Source organism: Pseudoalteromonas sp. G5_S1_14_S5, from assembly GCF_054968605.1.
In genome coordinates this window covers 1-22,553 of sequence record NZ_JBQKUM010000040.1, presented here as the reverse complement: position 1 = coordinate 22,553, position 22,553 = coordinate 1, and the positions used below count along the sequence as shown (strand labels likewise).

Below are 22,553 nucleotides of genomic sequence, written 5' to 3'. Positions count from 1 at the left end.
TCATTGCTTTCTCTGAATATATTTAAGGGAAATGATAATTGTTATCAGCAATTGGGGTTGTTGCCAGAGCTGAGGCTGTTATGATTTTGAGAAAGATAAGCTATTAACTCGATTATGATTCCTTTAATTTACCACCCAATTTATTCGCAGCTGCCTTTACCAGAAGGCCATCGTTACCCAATTAACAAATACCAGTTGTTACATAGCGCGGTTGAGGCGCTAATGGATGGCGATCCACTCTGGAAGAACATGTTTGAAGTGTTCGAACCAAAGCCGGTATCGGTTGAACAAGTCAAACAGGTCCACGACAGTGACTATGTCGATTTGCTTGTTGCTGGGAGTTTGCCAGCGGCGAAGATGAGACGCATCGGGTTTCCTTGGAGCGAACAGTTGATTGAAAGGACGCTCTATTCAAGTGGTGGCACCTGCCTAGCTGCGGATATGGCCATTGAAAGTGGTTTGGCGATCCACTTGAGCGGAGGCTATCACCACGCGCACCATGATTTCGGCAGCGGATTTTGTTTGTTGAATGATTTGGTGTTGGCAGCAAAGCATGCACTTACCTTTGAGCAGGTTGATAAGGTGCTGATCGTAGACAGTGACGTACACCATGGCGATGGTACGGCGACACTCTGCCAAGAGAGTGATGAGATAATTACTTTGTCATTCCACTGCGACAAAAACTTCCCAGCAAGAAAGCCATTATCGGATCTGGATGTGCCATTAAGCCGCGAAACGGAAGATGAAGAGTTTCTGCGTTGTTTTGAGCAAGTGACTAAGCTGGCGATTGCGCATCACCAACCTGATTTGATCATTTATGATGCCGGTGTCGATATCCACCAAGATGACGAGTTGGGTTACTTGAATGTATCGACGCAAGGGATCTTTGAACGAGATTGCTTCATGATTCACCTAGCAAAATCAGAGTCTATCCCAATGGCGTGTGTTGTTGGGGGAGGCTATCGTACTCAGCACCAAGATTTGGTACCGATTCACATACAGCTTTTGAAAGCAGCACTAGCAGTGAATAGTTGACCTACTAAGCTAAGTTTTCTTCAGATACAAAAAAGCCGCTGATTTTTCAGCGGCTTTCTTTAATGTGGTGGAGGGATAGGGATTTGAACCCTAGAACCGCTATTAACGGTTGCCGGTTTTCAAGACCGGTGCTTTCGACCACTCAGCCATCCCTCCGATGCCGCGTATAATATAAGGGTGGCCTTGGCTTGTAAATACTCTTATTAACTGACTGCTTTATTTATGAACGCTTTTCGATATTTTTGTATTGAATGGCCATTTATTGTGCGCTTTGCTGATGATTTATCGTCGCTAACATAATAAAAAGTATGTTTACCTAGAATTACTTGATTTATATCTAGATTTAGGAGAAGGGCTTAGATGATTATGGTGATAGTAGATCAAATTATATCTTTTTAGTTTAAACACCAGTTTAGACAAAAAATCGTCGAGAGCTGTTGGTTTCTTATTGACTAAGGCTGTGCGTGGATATGATTTACCGCATGAATACGATCGTTAATGATATTTATTTTCATTTGCAATTGTGTTTTCTTGAGTATATTCTGCGCCACTCTAAAAAACACGATAGAACTTTAGTATGAAAATTATCCAATTGTTAGCACTTATTGCTGCGATCTTGATGTCGGGATGTAATCATGATTTTCACAGCTCATCTGCTACCCAACAGCCTTCAACTCCTTCCCAACCTAATAAACCCGCAGAGCCCAATCCGCTGAATTCAAGTGATAAAGCGCAGATAACAGAACTTACTGTTGACCAAGTTAAATCAATCGCGATTGACCGTGTAACCTTCGATGCTCCGGGGATATCAGCATTAACTGCGGCGAATGTCACGGATATAAAAACTAATTTTGGGCGAGCTTATGTTGAACAGGTATCTGGTAAAATGGTGTTTGAGCTGAGTAGCAGTAGCGAGTTAAATAAGTCAGCTCAGCAAGCAAAAGCGATGATAGATTCAGCAGGAGAGCGTAATGTTAGTTCGAGTAGCTCAAAAGGCTCGGTAATACATTCTCGTTTGGCTTCTGAGCATAATTATAATTTTAAAATAAATTATCAAGTGGGTAATAAACAGTATCAAGTCCTAGGATATGCACTGCCGTTATATCAAAAAGATAAGGATACAATTGTTCCTCGCTTTAAAAAATTAGATGCAGCGGGCGATGTGTTAGCCGCTGATCTGCAAGTGTTGACTCGTGATGAAAGTGATTGGTCATGTGTCACCGATACAAGTTCAGATCTCACTTGGCAGGTCTTGCAAGCGAACGGTGACTTTGCATTTGACTCAACCTATTACTGGGGTGATAGAACACTAAATCACCGTGACTATATGCCAGCAAGTTGTGCGCTTGATAAAAATTGTAACACCGATAATTTAGTGGAAATAGCCAATGAACAAAAGTTATGCGGCAAAACAGATTGGCGAATGCCAACGCGAAATGAATGGAAAACAGTATTAACCACTGAGATGTTGAATGATGAGAAGCGTCAATCGCCGATTGATCGTTTCTTCTTCCCTTACTTGGATGCTAACTATGATGAAGCTTATTGGACCAATCACTTCACTGTGTATTTAAACGGCCATGACGGCCTTGATGGTGATTGGCAAGGTTCGAATAAAACCGTGGGTGACGCGTTAGTAATGTGGATGGGCAGTGACTTCGCACACGTAAAAATGCCACCTCGTTCTACTAATGAACCGCGATTTGCAATGTTAGTGAGTGGGGCGGTTATACCTGATGAATCTGATAATTCGACAGGTGAAATAACAGCACAGTTAAAGTCTGAAATTAATAAAGCGGGCGATGAAGATAAAAATTGGAAAAAACGTTTTATTAAAAACGGCAAAGCAGGCCAAGCTTTACGTGATCAAGATTTAGAACAGTGGGCTTGTACTAGCGATAGCTTCTTTAAGACTGTAGTACCAAATACCAATATCTTGTGGCAACGTATTGACAAAGAAGCACCATTAATGACCTTAGAGCAGGTACAAGCCTATACTAAAACCGTTAATACACAAACATTATGCGGTCGTAATGATTGGCGGCTGCCGTCTGAATCTGAGCTTAAATCATTGCTGATTGATAGCTTTGCATATGATATAGAAGGCATTTCTTACCGTGCTGGTTATACGAAGAGTATCTTTAATGACACCGTGGTAGAGGCTGACAGCTACTACTGGACGTCTACAGAAAGTGCTTATGACGGAATGATAAATGTTGCTGTTGCCTTTCAAACCGAATGGTCAGAGAGCAATTCTGGAAGTAACCCAGAAAGTACATTCCGTGTTCGTCTCATTTCTACATCGCAAAAAAATAATGATTAATTTTAATAAAGTAATAAGTGGTGCGCTTGCAGCACTTATATTCGTTTCTGGCTGTAACGGCTCAGACAGTTCACCGGGTAATACGGCATTACCAACAGAGCCAAAGCCAGAGACACCTAAGCCTGACACATCCGTTATAGATCCAACGCCGCCGGATAAAGACAAAAAGTATTCTAAGCAGCAAGTAACACAAGGAGATACTTTTTCTTATCAGTATGTTTTGAGTGCAGATGAAACCTTGCGTGTTATTCAACCTGCAACGTTGGGAGATGTGAGCGTTGATGGTGGGCTTGTTGTTTATCGAGCGCCATCAGCTTTAGTCGGGGCGGATCAGTTTAAACTCGAACGTTTAAATAGTTCATCAGCGCAAAGCCTGGATTGGATGGTTCGTATAAACAAGCCAACTCCCCGATTTGCTTTTGTAGCCGTTAACGATGAAACAGCTGCAAAGGTATGGCAATGCGTTTCAGACGAAGAAACGCATGAAGGGGTCACTTGGCTAACGGCAATTCAACCGAATACTGAGACATTCTCGTGGCAAGATTGGGAAGCAACGTTACCTGGGTTTGCAGCAGATTGTTCGCTCTCAGATGCTTTGAGTGGTAAAGAATGTACAACCAGCAATCTTATCGATTATGCCAACCAACAGCAATTGTGCGGTCAAACTGACTGGCGCCTACCATATTCTTATGAAATGCAGAACCTAACCAGTGAACAAGATTTTGAATTGGATCGTAACCAAGCGGCTATTGATCCATTCTTCTTTCCACATGTTAGCTTCGAGAATTACTGGCTTCAAAATGATGTCAGCGCCCAACAAGCCGATAATATTGCTTATCGCTATAGTTTTGGTGCTAATCGAAAGAAATCGTTGGGCCAGAATAAGCGTAAGCCAGCTTCAGTTATGTTGGTCAGTGGTAGTTATCGTGATCCATCGCTGCCTAATCAACAACTAAAACCGCAAGCAGAAGAAACCAGTTTCATTCGATTAGATAATACAGGTCAACCCCTCGCGCGCAATCGTCAGCAAGATGATTATCAAGATTCACCATGGCGTTGTTTGGATGACATGCGAGGTTTAGTTCGTGATAACTTGTATTTACGGGATAATCGTTTCTCGTATGTATATTGGCTAGTACCAAATAGCAGTGATATGACAAGCACTTTGCGTGATTATGTGAGTGATACCAGTGTGAGCAACTGTGGTCAAACCGACTGTTCGATAGAAGCGGCATTAAAAGTGATTAATCGTTCGAAGCAATGTGGTCGTAGTGATTGGCGCTTGCCTACAGCTGATGAACTTTCATTATTAATGCATCAGCAAGTGAGTGGTGGAGCATACAAAATGCTGTATTCAAAATCATTAAATTCCCCAGTTGCTGGAGACTACTGGGTTGCTACATCGACGGAGATAGGACTCGGCACGTTAAAATTACCAATGGCGGCAACGCTCCAGCCAACACCATTAACCGCTCAGAAAGAAGCGACACAAACTGCGAAACTACTCCTGATTGCGAGTGAGTTCGAGCCGCGTGCATTAGAGGATCCGCGTTCAGTTAGAAATCACACAAAACCTGATATTACTCGCTTAAGACAAGCTTATGCGGCTCACCCTAATTATTGGCCGGCTCCTTTCGTTGATGATATGGGCAGTTATCAAGAACTCGGCACTATGCCTCAAGTTGTTTTTCCGAATCATAATCCTTTTGATGAAAAGAAAGTGGCATTAGGGAAAAAACTATTTTTTGACCCGTTTCTTTCTCAGGCTCAGGATGTTGCCTGCGCAAATTGCCATGAACCGAACAAAGGATGGGGTGATGGTAGAGAAGTTTCTATTGGTCATGATCGCCAACGTGGAAAGCGCAATGCGCCGACTATAGTTAACAGCGCATTTTTACCACAATTATTCTGGGATGGGCGTGCAGAGACATTAGAGCAGCAAGCGTTGATGCCGATTCAAGATCCATTAGAAATGGCTGAATCATTGCCGAATTTGGTCAAAAGATTAAATGATCATCCTAATTACCCGACCCTATTTGATGAGGTTTTTGGTCTTGGGACAATTACTCAAGAACAGCTAAGCATGGCATTAGCAACTTTTCAGCGAACGATAATTAGCAAGCCGAGCCAATTTGATCGATTTGTAAAAGAGGCTGAGTTAGGTAAAACCGATGCATTGTCTGACCAAGCATTGTGGGGGCTAGATATTTATCGTCGAAATGGGCGCTGTGTTAATTGTCATATGGGACCTGAATTTACCAATCATAAATTCGAAAATGTTGGTTTAACCTATTACAAAGCTTTTTATGAAGATTTAGGTAAGTACGATGTAAGCCATAATAGCCACGATGTTGGGTTATTTAAAACCCCATCACTGCGTGATGTCATGAATCATGGTCCGTGGTTTCATAATGGTTTAGTGCATACTATTGAGGGTGTTATTTCAATGTACTCTGAAGGAATGGCAAGTAACGCGCCTTTTGGTTGGAGCAAGTATGATCCAAATTACCCAAAACTATCAGAGAAAATTAGACCTTTAAATTTAAGCTATCAAGAAGCCGAGGCTCTCAAAGCATTTTTAGTAGCTATTACAGCTGAATCCCCATTGGACTCGGCGACAAAAGCGGAGCTTGGCCAATAAGCTGATAGATGAGTTGACTCGTGAAGTCTGCTGCCAAGTTAAAATGAGAAGCGTTCGTTAGTGATAGCAAACGCTTTTCAAAAACTAACGTATGTAAAAAAGCCCGAGCTAATGTATTTCATTAGCTCGGGCTTCATAAATGTGGTGGAGGGATAGGGATTTGAACCCTAGAACCGCTATTAACGGTTGCCGGTTTTCAAGACCGGTGCTTTCGACCACTCAGCCATCCCTCCAGCGGCTTGAATAATATAAGGGCATGAGGATCTTGTAAACCCCTAATTTACATAAATTTGTTCTGTTGCTTGTTTTCTAGGCATTAACGGCAATAAAAAGGGAAGCCACTGGCTTCCCTTTTTTGTTTTGTGAACATTTAATCATTCTTTGCGTAGAATCGCTGTAATTCAGTGAGACCCTGCATTAGAACTGGTAAGCGAGGGCTTACATTTTTTAGTCTTTGGTAATCTTGGTCGTACAGCTTGTAGTTACCAAACTTATCTAACACCGTAGTTTGCTTATCTGTCACAAGTGCTAACTCACGAGAATCACCCGCAAGAACCCACTTTCTCTTACGCTCATCAAACAGACTGCGGCCGCTGCTAAAGTCAGTTGGGTTTGAAGATACACCCAATAGCTCTTGCATTAGTGTTACCGAAATATCTAAGTGGCTAGAGCGGTGAGTGTACTCAGACGCTGATTTACCTGGCCAGCTGATAAACAGAGGAACCTGCAGCTGATAACGGCTGTAGTTAGAATTTGCACCCCAGCTGTTAGTCTTGGTTTCATTAAACTCAGTACCGTGATTAGAGGTAATGATAACTACCGTATTATCGATAAGGTCTAAGCGTTCCAATTCAGTGTAGATTGTTGCTAACTGTGCGTCCGCTGCTTGAGCTGATTTTTGGTAATCGGCAGCAAAACGTTCTGCTGTTGTTAACGCCGACTCTGACTCTGCTTCTGAGCTTGCAAAGTTGTCCAATGTTGTCAGCTCAATAAAGTTGAACCAAGGACGCTTAGCTTGCGGTGATTCCACCCAGTTTGACCAGGCTTGAATTGCATTTTGGTCATTAAACGTCGCTTGCTCTGACATGATTTTACGGCCTCGGAAGATGATGTCCGAGTACAGTGCATCGTCAAAGTTGTCGCCGCTGAATGCAGCAAACTTGTAACTGTGGTTATCTAATACATCCAGCAGAACTGAACTCGCACCTTGAGCTTCAATGCTGCTTGCGTAGCTGCTAGGAAGGCCGTAGAACAAGCCGAAAATACCAAACATGTCGTTGCTAGAACTGTAATGGTTGGTGAAATTGATCGACTGTTGTGCAAATGCGTAACTGCTTGGCATTGATGTTTCGTTAAGAGCATCTGCGCGCAGGTTATTCACACTCACCATCAGGATGTTCAAATCATCACTGCGGCGGTTGTACTGAATTTCTTCTAGCGGGTAGCTAACAAGGTTTACATTACCTTTGTTTGCTTCTAAACGCTCTAGATATTCTTCGCGGTCTAACAGGCCATGTTTCTCCATAAAGCTTTTCGCTGTCATTGGGTAAGACAGTGGGAAGTTCGCTTTTTGGCTAGTAATTGGGTTATAGAAGTACGCATCAGCCCACATGTAAGTTAGGTGGCTACTGATGAAACTCAAGAAGAAGACGGCGGTAATTGGACGGCCGATGTGTTTATGAGAAAGCTTACGCTGCTTACGCCAAACCCATTCAGATAGACCAAGCTGCAATAAGAAAATAAGCGGCATAACAATGAAGAGGTGCTGCAAATCAGATGTAAATGCAGATTCCTCTTCACTGAATAAAACCTCCCACACGACAGGCGTCAGGTGGAGGTTTATATTTTGATATGTTTGAGTATCAATCAACAGGACAGTTAAACCTATGGTCGCAAAGCAAACGGCAACCAAACGTAATAACTTCCTCGACGGAAGAATAAATGTGAGCGGGAACAGCACTAATAGATAGAGCGCAAATACCAAAAAGCCGAAGTGACCAACCCATGAAGCAGCCAAGTAGAATTGACCCAGCAGGGTTTCTGGCCAAGCAGATTGAGTGATATAACGAGTACCAATCAACATCGCAGCAATGATATTGAAAAATGCAAACCAGTGACCCCAACCAACCAGTCGAGATACACGATCGCTATATGAGTTTGCGCTGTCTACCATTTATAATTCTTTTATCCGTCAATCAAATTTAGTGAGACTTTTTATCTTCAAGAGAAGAAATTAAAGCCTCGGCAAATTTTTCAGCAATTCCTTTGCGTTGTGAAGCAGCAACGTTCTGATTTAAGACATTGGTTGCGATATTTCCAGCGATCATCAGTGAAAGTTCTGGTGAAGCTTTGTGCTTAGATAGTACAGCACCTACTTCAGCTAAGATTTTTTCAACTTGTTCATCTGTGTATTTAGATATAATCGGCATAAGGACTCTAATAATGATAGTAAAAGCGGCTTATGATAACCTACTATGCACGACAACTGAAACCCGAACGGTAATATTTTCACTATGAGCCTTCACCTTTCCAACGTAATTTTACACCAGCTGAGCAAGAACGATCAGGAAGAACTGATAGTTAACTATCGTGCTGAATCTCTAGAAAACGATGCATCTTCTGAAAGCCTAGTTGCTGAACTCCATCGTGTTTTTAACTCAAAAGCAGGCAAAGGGTTTGGTTCTTTCAAATCTGACAGCGAATTCCAACAGTGGTTGCATCAACTTCGTGCTGGTGAGACAAACTTTTACGATTTTTCTCAAAAGAGTGCGCAACGTCTAAAAGACGAGCTTTCAAAATACCCATTTGCTGATGAAGGCATCTTGGTAATGGCTGAATATCAGTCACTTGCAACTGACTACCTTTTCATTGGTCTATTGCCTTCAAACCAGAGCTTGAAGGTAACAGAAGGGCTAGATATCAGTGCGACTGACTACTTAGATATCTCTAAAATGGACATCGCAGCTCGCTTAGATCTTTCTACTTATGAGACAGACGAAGAGTCAAATCGTTACCTGACGTACATCAAAGGACGTGTTGGTCGTAAAGTGGCTGACTTCTTCTTAGATTTTCTTCAAGCGGAAGTAGGTCTGGATGCAAAACTGCAAAATCAGGTGCTGATGCAAGCGGTAGAAGATTTTGTTTCTGATTCTAAATTAGAGAAAGAGGAAGCGATCAGCTACAAAAAGCAGGTTGCTGATTACTGTAACGAGCAGTTAAAAGCGGGTGATGAGGTTCAAGTGCGTGAACTGTCTGGCGAATTACCAGCAAGCTCAGATGGTACCAGCTTCTTTGACTACACTAGTGAGCAAGGCTACGAGTTAGAAGACAGCTTCCCTGCAGATCGCGCAACTATGCGTAAACTAACAAAATTTGTTGGTGCTGGTGGCGGTTTGAATGTTAGTTTTGATAGTCTGCTTCTAGGCGAGCGTATTTTCTATGATCCGGAGACAGATACACTAACGATTAAAGGCACACCGCCAAACTTACGTGACCAACTGACTCGTAATAAGTCATAGTCCGAAGTGAATAGGTAAGCGGCAGTAGGATGCTGTCGCTTGTTTTTGTGCTTTGTGTCTTCGCCATAGCAATAATGGCTTTAAGTTAACACGCACAAGGAATATAGATGGAACAATCAGTAGCAAAGCCCACTCGCTTTAATAAACCAGTCACTTTCTTAGTTGTGATTTTGGTTCTGTGGCTACTTCCTTCATTGGTACTTCTCAGCCTGAGCCGTTCCTACACAAACTCTCTTGCTCAAATCGAGGAGCTGGGTATTCGCGTTAACGAATTAAGACAGTCACTCTATTTCTCGGAACCACTTCGCGTCTCACGTATTAATGAGCTAGCTCTTAACGCTCAATTAGTTTATTCAATCCGACTTCAGATCGAATCCGATTTCCAAAACGCATGTTTCCGCCCTGACGTAAACCAACTGCTTTATGTAGCAGACCAGTTCTTGGCCAAGTTTGACGAGTTCATTCCAATCGAAAGTCAGGTTCAAGAGATTATCGATAACATCAAGTTGTTACGTGCAGACAAGCAGTTATCTCCCAAGTTAAAACCGTTGCTAAATGAATTTGGTGTAGTGGTGTTTGAGGCGATGTACTCAGACAGCCAAAGCTCGTCGGCGACCTACCGAGCTTTTGATTCTATTCTCGAGAAATCTTACAAGTTGAAAACGCCAGAGCAAGACGCGATTCAACAATTACTGGCTGATGCTTCCGCATTGCTCGTAGATTACGCACAACTGAACTTTTTAGTCGATAAGATTAAGCAGAACTCGGTGAACAAGCAGATCATTAAGTTAGAGTCAGAATATCATGAGCGCCAGTTTAATTTGTTGGTCGCAATGTTAGGTCTGAGTTTGGCTGCTATGGTGGCTCTGGTTGTTTGGAGCGCGAGCGTGAGAAAAGCCTCTCCGCAATTTGCAGCTGACCAAAATACCTCTCCTGAATCTAGCGAAGAAAAGGTTGTTCAATTCTCTGATAAGGATGCGGAGCTGCTTTCAGAAAGCAGCGGTGATTCATCTCTTTTGGCAACTGAACAGGGGATACCAGAAATGGTAGTGGATGAGCCATCAGACTATCTACAGCAACAGAATATGAACATTGAAAGTCAACCAAATACGATTGAGGCACCAACAGCTGAGCGACACGTTACCAGTGTGACGGATTCGAAACCTGCGATTGATATTGAAGAGATGCTCGAAACACTCGATGGCGATGCAGAGTCGGTTGAATTGTTGCTTGGAGTGTTTGTCCAAGACCATGCAGACGACTATGAGAAGTTTAAAGCGCTATTGACTAAAGATGAAACCTCAGCCGCACGTGTTGTACATAGCTTAAAAGGCGTAGCAGGCAGCATTAAAGCGTCGAGATTAGCCATTATTGCCGCAAGTATTGAGATGACAATGAAACAATCTCGAGCGATCAGCGAACACGACTTGAATGAACTAGAGCAGGCGATAAAAGCCTCTGTGGATTCCGCTGTCGAATATTTAGATAATCAGCGTTAACTTTTGCGGGAATTTTGACAATACTCTGACTAAGTGTTCATACAATCCGCGCCCTTAGTCTTTGTCAGAGGTTTATATGTTACGAGTTTCGAGTCGAAGTTGGATGGTGTTGGTGCTTAGTATTGTACTAAGTGGTTGTTCTCTTTTGGAAGTAAAGTTAGATAGTCAGACTACGCCTCTCACTCAACAAGAGCTGAATGCTCGGCTTATGACGCGTGAATACGCTAAGCTGTTTTTTACACAAGTCGAAGACTCGGCTGATTTAATCGCGCAATCTTATCCCGCTGATGACACCTTACATCAATCTTATGTTTTGCTTTGGAAGATTCATGCTGAGCAGGGCTTACAGCAAGCGGCTTACCAAACCTCTCCGATGTCTGCGCTCATTGATACTTGGGTGTTTACTGCGCAAATGAATCAATTCTATGCCGAAGGTGGAGGAGCGGATCTGTTCACGACGGATCATGCGGATAACACTGCACGCTTTCTCGATCAAGAAGCAAAAAAGCTCGCAAAGGGCGTTCTGAGCTCAAGTGACTTTAAAAAGAGCAAAACATTCGTTGCTGAGTTTGTTGCGAGCAACCCATTTAACGATCTAACGTTCAGAAGCACGCCTGCTTATCGAGAATGGTTAACTTACCTTGGAAAAGATGAATCACAGATTGTTCAGAGTCTAGGTACCATGCCAGAAGCGATGAGCGATGCATCAGATCGTTTAAGCCTGATGGCTGATCAAACGCCAAAGCTGATGTCTTGGAAAGCAGAATTAGTAGCGATGAATAGCTCACTGACAGGTGAAGATTTGTCGATGACACTAGAAAGCCTTCGCCAAACGTCAGCAAGCATGCAGGACTTCATTGAGAACAATCCTGAATACATGCAAACATTGGCTTCTATTATGTCGGCAGAGATGCGACCGCTGCTTAATGATCTTAGCGACAAAACAGACCAAAAACTGGCTATGCTGAGTGATGAGCGTGTGGCGTTAGAAAAGATGGTGACGCGTGAAAGAGAAGCGTTAGTTCAGATGATCGAGAAAGAACGTATCGAGATCGCCGGTATCGTCACATCTGAAAGAGAATTGTTCACTCAAGATTTAGACCGCGTTTCGCAAGAAGTGGTTGTGCTCGCGATTGATAAGCTGATGGAGCTAATCAAAGGTGTGATTATCTACTTTATTCTGTTTATCTTGGTGGCGTTCTTCGCACCGTTAGGTATCGGTTATTGGTTGGGTAAACGAACCGCAAATAAGTAACCCAATAAAAAAGAGCGCTCCAAGGCGCTCTTTTTGCATTTATATAATTAACGGTTTATTTTACGTTCTAACGTTTTTGAACGATGGACTACTAGGCTTGTTGCTTTGTCAGCTCTGCCGCTTCTTCCGTTTCAATAGCTGGTGCTGTTGGTTCACATTTATCAACGAACCAACCCATGTAAGACGTTACGATAGTCACGATGATACAGATGAAGCTTAGCCACATGAATGGTGCGTACGACAGCGTTGCAACGCCTAGGATACTTGCCATGTAGATACCGTTGTCACTCCAAGGCACCATACCTGATGTCAACGTACCGCCGAACTCAGCGTTACGAGATAAGTTCTTACGCTTGTAACCTAGACGGTCGTAGTTCTTAGCACAGATTTTTGGCGTAAGGATTAGTGATACGTACATCGCAGAGCCAAATACGTTACCCATGAAAGCCGTACCGATTGTGCTTGTTGCTAGCGAACCTGCGCTGTTTACGCGGCGTTCGAATACCTTCGCAATTGTCTCTAGCACGCCGACTTTATCTAGCAAGCCACCAAAGCCTAAACCAAATACGATAACCGCAACCGAACCCAGCATTGAAGACATGCCACCGCGGTTTAGGATTGAGTCAATGAAGTCCACGCCAGATGAGATAGAGAATGGTGCCCATGCAGTGTTGAATGCTGTTAGGAAGTCGATTTCTTGAATCATCACTGCCCAAATAATACCTAGCAGAGAACCAAAGCTGATTACCGGGAATGAAGGCATACGGAAAGCCAGTAGACCTAATACTATCAGTACTGGAACAAATGAGTATGGCGTGATGTAGAATTGAACTTCCATCGCTTTGATCACAGATTCTACCTGGCTCATGTCAACGTTACCGGCGTAGTGGAAGCCAAACGCGGTAAACATGATGCCAGTAATAACGTAGCTGATTAATGCTACAGGCAGCATGCCTTTGATGTGTTCAACCACTTCTACGTTAGACATAGAAGAAGCCAAAATTACGGAATCAGAAAGTGGAGACATTTTGTCACCGAAGTAGCAACCTGAAAGTACTGCACCTGCCGTAATTGGTGCAGGAACACCTAGACCTTGGCCAATACCCATCATCGCAATACCCGCTGTACCAGCAGCACCCCAAGAAGTACCAGTAGCCAACGCTGTTAGAGAACAGATGATCATGGTCGCCAAAAGGAAGATAGAAGGGTGGATAGCTTTTAGACCATAGTAAATGATGGTCGGTACGATCCCGCCAGAGATCCAAGTACCAACAAGAGCGCCAACGGCCAAAAGTATTAAAACTGCGCCTAAACCGTTAGATATTCCTTTGAGTGCTGCTTTTTCTAAGTCTTTGTATTGGTGCCCAAGACGAAGACCAAGCACCATGATAATGAACCAACCAATATACAAGGCAAGTTGGATTGGGAGGTCAAGCTTTGCTGTAAAGGAAAAAGCAAGGGATAGAAATAGTCCTAACGCGATGAATACCTGCATCAGGTTCGGTAGGCGAGTTTTACTCTGCTTCATAAAAGCCTCTTGTGATTTCGAGCATTTATAGTGCTTCATTATATTGTGGGGTACGAAATGGACACTACAGTAATTAGATTATTATATCGAAAAAATACGCTTAAGTTGTGATATTTGACTGTATATTGGGTGTATTATGGTTTCATAATCTAAATGTTTGTTAAATTCATGATTGTTACATGTTTAATTCTGTCGAGCATTGTTTCCAGTTTGTAAAATAGGATTCTGATTAACCATGGTTTAATAGAGGGAATTACTGTTTGTGATCAGGGGTTTGATTGTTAGACTAAGCGCGATAAATGGTTGAATTTAAAGGGGTTGATGTTTCTATCAATAGGGTGGGCCGAATCTCTGTATTGAGATAACTTTGAGATTCATCGCGTTCACTTAAAGAAACGAAAAAGTTACACTTTTTGACAAAAAGCGCTTGAGTTCTGTTTCTGAACAACTTATAGATGGGTGAGAGCAATTTTTAATTTATACATGGAGAGTGAGAGATGAGAGTAGGTCTAGTTGGTTGGCGCGGTATGGTGGGTTCTGTACTGATGCAACGTATGGTTGAAGAGAAAGACTTCGACCTGATTGAGCCTGTTTATTACAGTACATCTCAGATTGGTATTCCTGCCCCTGTTCTAGGTGGTAAAGATTCGGGTCTGCTTCAAGACGCTTTTGATATTGATAGCTTAAAGCAGCTTGATGCAGTTATTACTTGTCAAGGTGGCGATTACACATCAAAAGTTTACCCAGCGCTACGTCAAGCGGGTTGGAAAGGTTACTGGATTGACGCCGCTTCAACTCTACGTATGGACGCTGATTCAATCATCACTCTTGATCCTGTTAACTTGGCTCAAATCCAGCAGGGCATTCATCGCGGTACTAATACTTTTGTTGGTGGTAACTGTACTGTGAGCTTAATGCTTATGGCACTGGGCGGCCTATACGAGAAGGGCATGGTTGAGTGGATGAGTGCCATGACTTACCAAGCGGCTTCTGGCGCGGGTGCTAAGAACATGCGTGAGCTTATCTCGCAAATGGGTGTGATTAACGATAGCGTGAGCTCTGAGTTAGCAAAGCCTGCAAGTTCGATTCTTGATATTGATAAGAAAGTTGCTGATACCATTCGTTCATCGTCATTCCCAACAGACCAATTTGGTGCTCCGCTAGCGGGTTCATTGATTCCTTGGATCGATGTGAAGCGTGAAAACGGTCAGAGCAAAGAAGAGTGGAAAGCGGGCGTTGAAGCGAACAAGATTCTTGGCCTAGATGGTCAGCCTATTCCAATTGATGGTACTTGTGTACGTATCGGCGCAATGCGTTGTCACGCTCAAGCACTAACGATCAAACTTAAGCAAGACGTCCCAATGGATGAGATTGAAGAGATCATCGCAACTCACAACGATTGGGTTAAAGTTATTCCTAACGACCGTGACATTACGGCGCAAGAACTGACTCCAGCTAAAGTAACAGGCACTATGTCAGTACCAGTAGGCCGTCTACGTAAGATGTCTATGGGTAACGACTTCCTAAATGCCTTCACGGTTGGTGACCAACTGCTATGGGGTGCAGCAGAACCTTTACGTCGTACTTTACGTATCATCCTAGCTGAGAAGGCGTAATTGAAAGCTCTTTCTATTCAAAAGTGAAAGCAGGTGCCACTCATTGTGAATGCTTAGCTTCGTGAGAGACAAAAGCCGGTGTTAATACATCGGTTTTTTTGATCACAGAGGGTTGATTAATTTCACTCGCAACTTCACTTAACTCTTCTCGTTGGAATGGGACAAGGAAGAGATCCCCAATTCGTTCCTCACTCTTGAGGATGACGTTTTTCTCCTAACTTAAATTGTGTCATTCCCGATAGCGGCGAAGGAGCGTAGCAGGGAGTCTTGTTTTAGCTCAGTGAACCAAAAAAAAGGGTGACGATAAATGTCACCCTTTCTAGTCCCTAGATATCTCGTTATCCGGCTCTCGAACCTGCTCTTAAATCCCTTCGTATCCCGTTACTCGAATTCCGTACCTGCTTTTATCTCTCTTCAGTCACAACACGTTTGTCAGGGTCGGCTAATTCACTGGCACAGTGCTTACAATAGATGGCGTCAGGGTCGTGTCCTGAACGGTTGCAGTTCGGACATTTGACTAACTCCTTGTGAGAGTTCATTTCACTACTTAGCTCAGCGGTAATTATCCCTGTAGGTACAGCAAGGATAGAGTAACCCAGTAACATAGTGAGGGATGCGATAGCTTTACCAATCGCTGTTTGCGGCACCATATCCCCGTAGCCAACGGTGGTGATGGTGACAATTGCCCAGTAGATACTGTGAGGAATACTGGTGAATCCGTTTCTTGGCCCTTCGATCACGAATATCAAAGCGCCAAAGATAACGACCAAGATGCCGACTGTGCTAAAGAAGATCAGAATCTTTCGTCTTGCCATCAATAGCGAACGCAACAGAATATTTGAATCTTGTAGATAGCGAACTAACTTCAGAATTCGGAAGATACGCATGACACGCAGCAATCTCACAACGCCCATAAACGAAGCGCCTGGGAAGAAGATCGCGAGGTAAGTAGGTAGGATCGCTAACAGATCAATAATGCCATAAAAGCTGGTGGCGTAAGATTTCGGTTTTGGAGAACAATAGAGCCTGAATAGATACTCGATAGTGAATAGGGCGGTGAAAGTGTACTCGATGTAACGAAGTTCTTGAGACCACTCTGTCATCACATTTGGAATGGACTCAAGAATAAGAACCAGAAGCGAAGCCAAGATTGCAATGATCAGTGAAATATCAAACGCACGTCCGGCAGGTGTATGGGTACCAAAAATGATAACGTACAAGTGATGCTTGAGTGGCTTGCGTGACATAAGGGGAAGTTCGTCTTCTATTGAATGCGTTAACCGTCATTATACAAGCTTCATAATAACGAGGCGAGTGAAAGCCAAATTGCTTTACTCGCCTCAGATGTGTTCCACATTAAATAGCCGCAGTTAAGCGATTATATGCTGTTTGTGGTTATGCTAATCCTGGGAATAGGTTACGCAAGCCGTTCGCAATGAACTCGATGCCAAGTGCACCAAGAATCAAGCCCATAATACGGGTGATAACGTTAATCCCAGTTTGACCTAAAAAGCGCACGATAACAGGCGCTGAACGGAACAGAAGCCAAGAGCAAGTAGCGAACGCAATAATGCTGATACCAATACCGATAGTATCGATTGCCGCTGGGTAACGTGATCCATAGACAATGGTCGAACTGATCGCACCTGGGCCAGCCATCAAAGGCATAGCTAAAGGAACAACACCTATTTGTTCTTTACTGATGTACTCAGACTTTTCCTGCTTATTCTGCTTATCTTCACCTAACTTACCGCTCATCATCGAAAACGCGATGCTCAGTAACAGCAGTCCACCCGCAACACGGAATGAGTCTAATGAAATGCTAAACATGTCGAGGAGCAACTGACCCGCAACTAGCGACACAATCAAGATAACAGCAACGGCAATATTGGCCTGAAAGGCGGTCCTGTTTCTATCTTCTGGCGGCATATGAGCAGTAAGAGAAACAAACACAGGCATGATGCCGATTGGGTTTACGGCTGCAACAAGCCCAAGGAAGAATTGCATAAAGATTGCGAGTTCTAAACCTTGCATGGGAGCGATCTCCAAGTAACGTAAAGTAGGATAGTGGGTCTGATCTGACCTCGGTCAGAGTGCGTAATGTAAGGGACAAATTCAATGAGAGCGAATGAAAAAAACTAACCTGAACAGGGGGCTATTTTTTAGAAAAACTAATTGAGTGTCGTATCTGTAATATTATTGTTACAAGGGGTTTTCTTGTGTTTATAGTTGCAACTTAATTTGAACGGAATGTTATATCACGCACGCTTTTAATAAAAATTATGACAGCTTCTAGCTCGTTGCAACGGTATGTATATACTCTCAGTGGCACATTTTTAGCCGTATACATATAAGTGAATTGGTTGAAAATGAAAATTTTTTACAGTTTATGATACAAAGTAAAAAATAATTATATGATTTCTTGTTTTTTGTCCTGTAGCAAAGTGTGATTTAAATTCATATAAATCATAATTTTATGGTTTCTTTTCGATTGCCTTACCACAGGGTGGGTAATTCTTTTGGAGTAACTGATCTGGGTCAATTTTTTTCACACACTGAAATAATATACTCAGCCCTGAAAGCAATTTACTAAGAACGCTGTTTTAAAGAGTTTAGGGCAAACAGCGAATTTAATAAAAAGTTTTTAATATTTATTATTTTAGGAGATCCACCATGCCTGTAAATAACTTAGCGGAACTTGATGCTCTAGTAGCTCGCGTTAAAGCAGCACAAGAAGAGTTTGCTACATTCTCTCAAGAGAAAGTTGATGCAATCTTCCGCGCAGCTTCTCTTGCAGCGAACCACGCTCGTATCCCATTAGCACAACAAGCAGTTGCTGAATCTGGAATGGGTATTGTTGAAGATAAAGTTATCAAGAACCATTTTGCTTCTGAATTTATCTACAACAAATACAAAGACGAAAAAACATGTGGCGTCCTAGAAGAAGATGACAACCTAGGCACAATGACTATCGCTGAGCCTGTAGGTATCATCTGTGGTATCGTTCCAACAACGAACCCAACTTCTACAGCAATCTTCAAATCTCTAATCTCTCTTAAAACACGTAACGGCATCATCTTCTCGCCACACCCACGTGCAAAGAACTCTACTAACGACGCAGCTAAACTGGTTCTAGACGCAGCGGTAGCAGCGGGTGCTCCAAAAGACATCATCGGTTGGATCGACCAACCATCTGTAGAGCTTTCTAACGCGCTTATGAAGCATGACGGTATCGCACTTATCCTTGCAACTGGTGGTCCAGGTATGGTTAAAGCAGCGTACTCTTCTGGTAAGCCTGCAATCGGTGTTGGTGCTGGTAACGTGCCGATAGTTATCGATGAAACAGCTGACATCAAACGTGCTGTAGCATCTATCCTAATGTCTAAAACATTCGATAATGGCGTTGTATGTGCTTCTGAGCAAGCTGCAATCGTTGTTAGCAATGTATATGAAGAAGTTAAAGAGCGTTTCGCTTCTCACAAAGCGCACGTTCTATCTAAAGCTGACGCTGACAAAGTACGTAAAGTACTCCTCATCGACGGCAACCTAAACGCGAAAATCGTAGGTCAACCTGCTCCAGCAATCGCTGAAATGGCCGGTGTTAAAGTTCCTGCTGATACAAAAGTACTTGTTGGTGAAGGTCTTGGTAAAGTTTCTTACGATGATGAGTTCGCTCACGAGAAACTATCTCCAACTCTAGGTCTATTTCGTGCAGACGACTTCGAAGACGCTGTTGCTCAAGCAGAAACTATGGTTGAAATCGGTGGTATCGGCCACACATCTGGTCTCTACACTAACCAAGATACAAACGCAGACCGTATCCGTTACTTCGGTGATAAGATGAAGACTGCTCGTATCCTAATTAACATCCCGACTACTCACGGTGGTATCGGTGACCTGTACAACTTCAACGTTGCACCTTCTCTAACTCTAGGTTGTGGTTCATGGGGGGGTAACTCTATCTCTGAGAACGTAGGTCCTAAGCACCTTATCAACAAGAAAACTGTAGCGAAGCGAGCTGAAAACATGTTGTGGCACAAACTACCTAAGTCTATCTACTTCCGTCGAGGTAGCCTTCCAATCGCAATGAGCGACCTAGAAGGTAAGAAACGCGCATTCCTAGTAACTGACCGTTTCCTATTCAACAACGGTTACGCTGATGATGTAGTTAGCCTGCTTAAAGCACAAGGCATTGAAGTTCAAACTTTCTTCGACGTAGAAGCGGATCCAACACTATCTGTTGTTGAGAAAGGCGCTGAAGCAATGAAGAGCTTCCAACCTGACGTAATCCTAGCTCTAGGTGGTGGTTCACCAATGGATGCTGCGAAGATAATGTGGGTTATGTACGAGCACCCAGAAACTCACTTCGAAGAACTAGCAATGCGCTTTATGGATATCCGTAAACGTATCTACAAGTTCCCTAAAATGGGTAAGAAAGCCGAGCTTGTATGTATCACTACAACTTCAGGCACGGGGTCAGAAGTTACCCCATTCGCGGTTGTTACTGACGACAAGACTGGTGCTAAGTACCCCCTAGCTGACTACGAAATCACGCCAAACATGGCCATCGTTGATGCTAACCTAGTAATGAACATGCCTAAGTCTCTAACAGCATTCGGTGGTTACGATGCAGTAACTCACGCTCTAGAAGCTTACGTATCTGTTCTTGCTAATGAATACTCTGATGGTCAAGCTCTACAAGCACTTAAGATGCTTAAAGAGTACCTACCATCAAGCTACGCGAACGGTGCAAACGACCCAATCGCTCGTGAGAAAGTACACAACGCAGCAACTATCGCTGGTGTAGCATTCGCGAACGCATTCCTAGGTGTTTGTCACTCTATGGCGCACAAGATTGGTGCTGAGTTTCACCTACCACACGGTCTGGCGAACGCACTACTAATCTCTAACGTGGTACGTTACAACGCGAATGACAACCCGACTAAGCAGACTGCATTCTCTCAATACGACCGTCCACAAGCACGTCGTCGTTACGCTGAGGTTGCTGACCACTTAGGCCTAAGCCAAGAAGGTGACCGTACTGCTCAGAAGATTGAACGTCTACTAGCATGGCTAGAAGAGTTGAAACTGAACCTAGATATCCCAACGTCTATCCAAGCGGCTGGTGTATCTGAAGCAGACTTCATCGCTAAGCTAGAAGAGCTAGCTGTGGAAGCGTTCGATGACCAGTGTACAGGTGCTAACCCACGTTACCCTCTAATCACTGAGCTGAAAGAAGTGCTACTAGCGTCTTACTACGGTAAAGTATTTGTTGAAGGTGAAACTTTCGAAGGTACAACTGTTATCAAAAAGAAAGCAGACCAAGTAGCGAAAGAAGCAGCACCAAAAGCTAAGAAAGAAAAAGCTAACGCATAAGTAAGACGTGAGTTATGAGATAAGTTTTCGCTAGCTCGAAACCTACTATCGGGAAACTCAAAGCCCCAGTCGAGAGACTGGGGCTTTTATTTGATCTTTGTTTTAACTGTTAGTGACTGTTTAGGGATTTAAACTTCGGCCGCAACCACGCGACCGCTAAAGTAATCATTAGATATGATGTACTCGGCAGTTCTGGTGAGTTCGTCTTGAAGCTGGGCCCAATGGCAACGGTTTAACTTTCCATCGGCATTGTGAATAGCAGGAACGACCCCCCCAACACGGATGTTAAATGGGGTTAACTCTTTGGCCCAACTGTGGGTAAAACCGGTAATCATAGAGCTGGCACTCTCTAAGCCTGACACGTCATGAAAGTCATCGTGCGATATGACATTCACTATCACTCCTTCTTTGTCTTCTGCTCGTAACCTTTCAGCACTGATTTGACCGAAGGCGAATAGGGTAGATGCCATATTGGATAGGTCGTTGATAAAGCTACCAACCGGCTGGTCGCCGATTAGACTGGGCATTGGGGAACTCACCCAATTATTCACTAATACGTCGGGTGTGGTATTGAAGGTGGTTTGGATGAAATTGAATACGTTTAGAATCGCTTGGCTGTCATTGCTCTCAAGCGGGTAATGGTAAACAGAATCAGAGAATCGTGCGCATTGTGAATAGGCTGCTTGAAGGGCTTGCGTGTCGTTATCACAGAGGATGACGGTGGCTCCAAGGTTTACAAAGTGGTTCGCTATCGTCCCTCCTAGGCGCGAGCCAGCAGATGTTACCAATATGATTGAGCTTTTTATTTCCATCCCAGTACCTAAGCAAATCGTCCATGTTGGGTAAATATGGGTTGAATTTTATACAGTTGGTGTGAATTGGTTCAAACTAAGGTATGTTAATTGATAACTTTTTTTGAACTTAGTGTCGCGTCACATTTTGTAGTAACTTCAAGCAGTAATCGACATGTGTTGATGGAAGTGCGCCTAAGGTTGGTGGTTCACATAATTCTCGTGAATCATTCGAATGGCGCGAATTAAGCAAAGCAGATAGAGATACAGAAATAAAGTGAGACTGAAGCTATACCTGAGCCTGAATTTGATATTTGCGCTGAGCAGTAGATAACTCATTATAAAGTGTCGCTGATGGAAGGTCGGGATGGTTTTTGTTGGATAGCTTACGACGATCATGACCAGAAAGGTTTTGATAAACCTCTTCAGGTAAGTCACCAGTGTCCTCAGGCATAAACGCCAGTGCTTCAGGTTTTAAGTAATGACAGAGTTTAGCGCTCACCAAGCTTGATTGGTGAAAGTGGTTAGATTGCTGTGCTGAAATTTCATAAGACGATTGGTTTGAGCGCAGTTGTTGTGGTTCGGCTACCCCAAACTGTTTACGTAGGCGAACTTCCGTTGTCTCTGTAACTTCAATGCTGTCGATGGGCGTACAGTCTCGAACATCATTAGAAAACATAGATAACAGCAACGCGAAATCTGCACGGCGACCTTGCTCAACCGCTTGGCTGATCCCGATGCCGAACTTCAGTTCGTTGATGATTCCTGCTTTATCTAAATTATGTACTTGCATGATACCTCTCATTTGATACACCTTTAACGGCATAGAGTCGGCAAACTTTAGTCTTTAATCACAGGTAAGCAGGGGATTTATTTAGGGTGGGTAAGTGACGCTGAAAAACACTGACTTAGCGGCTTTATATTCGAGTTACTCATGTTGCAGATACAAAAAAGCTCACGCCTAGGCATGT

The 22,553-nt window shown here is 43.3% G+C and carries 15 protein-coding genes and 2 tRNA genes; 8 read left to right on the top strand and 9 right to left on the bottom strand.

The window, feature by feature from the left end:
• Positions 1-114 precede the first annotated feature (114 nt).
• Positions 115-1,035, top strand: coding sequence for a histone deacetylase family protein (locus ACTRWI_RS13135; protein ID WP_499131992.1), 921 nt, complete (start codon positions 115-117; stop codon positions 1,033-1,035).
• A 65-nt stretch (positions 1,036-1,100) separates the two neighbouring features.
• Here ACTRWI_RS13135 and ACTRWI_RS13130 read toward each other — a convergent pair.
• Positions 1,101-1,191, bottom strand: a tRNA-Ser gene (locus ACTRWI_RS13130).
• Positions 1,192-1,612: 421 nt separating this feature from the next.
• On the opposite strand from ACTRWI_RS13130, the gene ACTRWI_RS13125 reads away from it, so the two are divergent.
• Positions 1,613-3,358, top strand: coding sequence for an Lcl domain-containing protein (locus ACTRWI_RS13125; RefSeq protein WP_499131991.1), 1,746 nt, complete (start codon positions 1,613-1,615; stop codon positions 3,356-3,358).
• Complete coding sequence (locus ACTRWI_RS13120; RefSeq protein ID WP_499131990.1) at positions 3,249-5,999, top strand: cytochrome c peroxidase; 2,751 nt, start codon at positions 3,249-3,251, stop codon at positions 5,997-5,999. The genes ACTRWI_RS13125 and ACTRWI_RS13120 overlap by 110 nt, the downstream gene beginning before the upstream one ends.
• Positions 6,000-6,141: 142 nt before the next feature.
• On the opposite strand, the gene ACTRWI_RS13115 is transcribed toward ACTRWI_RS13120, so the two are convergent.
• The 3 genes from ACTRWI_RS13115 to ACTRWI_RS13105 form a co-directional block, all read right to left on the bottom strand.
• Positions 6,142-6,232 (bottom strand) — tRNA-Ser (locus ACTRWI_RS13115).
• A gap of 137 nt (positions 6,233-6,369) precedes the next feature.
• Positions 6,370-8,172 (bottom strand): DUF3413 domain-containing protein, encoded by a 1,803-nt coding sequence (locus ACTRWI_RS13110; protein ID WP_499131989.1) that lies wholly within the window; start codon positions 8,170-8,172, stop codon positions 6,370-6,372.
• A gap of 28 nt (positions 8,173-8,200) precedes the next feature.
• Positions 8,201-8,428: a YejL family protein gene (locus ACTRWI_RS13105; protein ID WP_004740674.1), complete on the bottom strand. Its 228-nt coding sequence runs from the start codon at positions 8,426-8,428 to the stop codon at positions 8,201-8,203.
• Between the two features lie 84 nt (positions 8,429-8,512).
• Here ACTRWI_RS13105 and yejK point away from each other — a divergent pair, with 84 nt between their 5' ends.
• From yejK to ACTRWI_RS13090, 3 genes are all read left to right on the top strand, one after another.
• Positions 8,513-9,517, top strand: a complete 1,005-nt coding sequence (yejK, locus tag ACTRWI_RS13100) for a nucleoid-associated protein YejK (RefSeq protein ID WP_499131987.1) — start codon at positions 8,513-8,515, stop codon at positions 9,515-9,517.
• 107 nt (positions 9,518-9,624) lie between these two features.
• Positions 9,625-11,016: an Hpt domain-containing protein gene (locus ACTRWI_RS13095; protein ID WP_499131985.1), complete on the top strand. Its 1,392-nt coding sequence runs from the start codon at positions 9,625-9,627 to the stop codon at positions 11,014-11,016.
• Positions 11,017-11,092: 76 nt separating this feature from the next.
• Positions 11,093-12,271 carry a chemotaxis protein gene (locus tag ACTRWI_RS13090; protein WP_499131983.1) on the top strand — a complete coding sequence of 393 codons (1,179 nt, stop codon included), beginning with the start codon at positions 11,093-11,095 and terminating at the stop codon, positions 12,269-12,271.
• 91 nt (positions 12,272-12,362) lie between these two features.
• Here the strand turns inward: ACTRWI_RS13090 and nhaC are convergent, their stop codons facing one another.
• Positions 12,363-13,799: a Na+/H+ antiporter NhaC gene (gene nhaC, locus ACTRWI_RS13085; RefSeq protein ID WP_499131982.1), complete on the bottom strand. Its 1,437-nt coding sequence runs from the start codon at positions 13,797-13,799 to the stop codon at positions 12,363-12,365.
• A 497-nt stretch (positions 13,800-14,296) separates the two neighbouring features.
• On the opposite strand from nhaC, the gene asd reads away from it, so the two are divergent.
• On the top strand, positions 14,297-15,415 hold the full coding sequence (gene asd, locus ACTRWI_RS13080) for an aspartate-semialdehyde dehydrogenase (protein WP_499131981.1): 1,119 nt from the start codon (positions 14,297-14,299) through the stop codon (positions 15,413-15,415).
• A 404-nt stretch (positions 15,416-15,819) separates the two neighbouring features.
• Here asd and ACTRWI_RS13075 read toward each other — a convergent pair whose 3' ends face one another.
• Both ACTRWI_RS13075 and ACTRWI_RS13070 read right to left on the bottom strand, forming a co-directional pair.
• A complete protein-coding gene (locus ACTRWI_RS13075) occupies positions 15,820-16,662 on the bottom strand; it encodes an ion transporter (RefSeq protein WP_499131980.1) in 843 nt (280 codons plus the stop codon).
• A gap of 148 nt (positions 16,663-16,810) precedes the next feature.
• A complete protein-coding gene (locus ACTRWI_RS13070; RefSeq protein ID WP_499131978.1) occupies positions 16,811-17,449 on the bottom strand; it encodes a YchE family NAAT transporter in 639 nt (212 codons plus the stop codon).
• Positions 17,450-18,088: 639 nt separating this feature from the next.
• Here ACTRWI_RS13070 and adhE point away from each other — a divergent pair.
• Positions 18,089-20,791: a bifunctional acetaldehyde-CoA/alcohol dehydrogenase gene (gene adhE / locus ACTRWI_RS13065; RefSeq protein ID WP_499131977.1), complete on the top strand. Its 2,703-nt coding sequence runs from the start codon at positions 18,089-18,091 to the stop codon at positions 20,789-20,791.
• A 128-nt stretch (positions 20,792-20,919) separates the two neighbouring features.
• Here the strand turns inward: adhE and ACTRWI_RS13060 are convergent, their stop codons facing one another.
• Both ACTRWI_RS13060 and ACTRWI_RS13055 read right to left on the bottom strand, forming a co-directional pair.
• Complete coding sequence (locus ACTRWI_RS13060) at positions 20,920-21,603, bottom strand: SDR family oxidoreductase (protein WP_499131976.1); 684 nt, start codon at positions 21,601-21,603, stop codon at positions 20,920-20,922.
• Positions 21,604-21,871: 268 nt separating this feature from the next.
• On the bottom strand, positions 21,872-22,387 hold the full coding sequence (locus ACTRWI_RS13055; RefSeq protein ID WP_499131974.1) for a VC2046/SO_2500 family protein: 516 nt from the start codon (positions 22,385-22,387) through the stop codon (positions 21,872-21,874).
• Positions 22,388-22,553 lie beyond the last annotated feature (166 nt).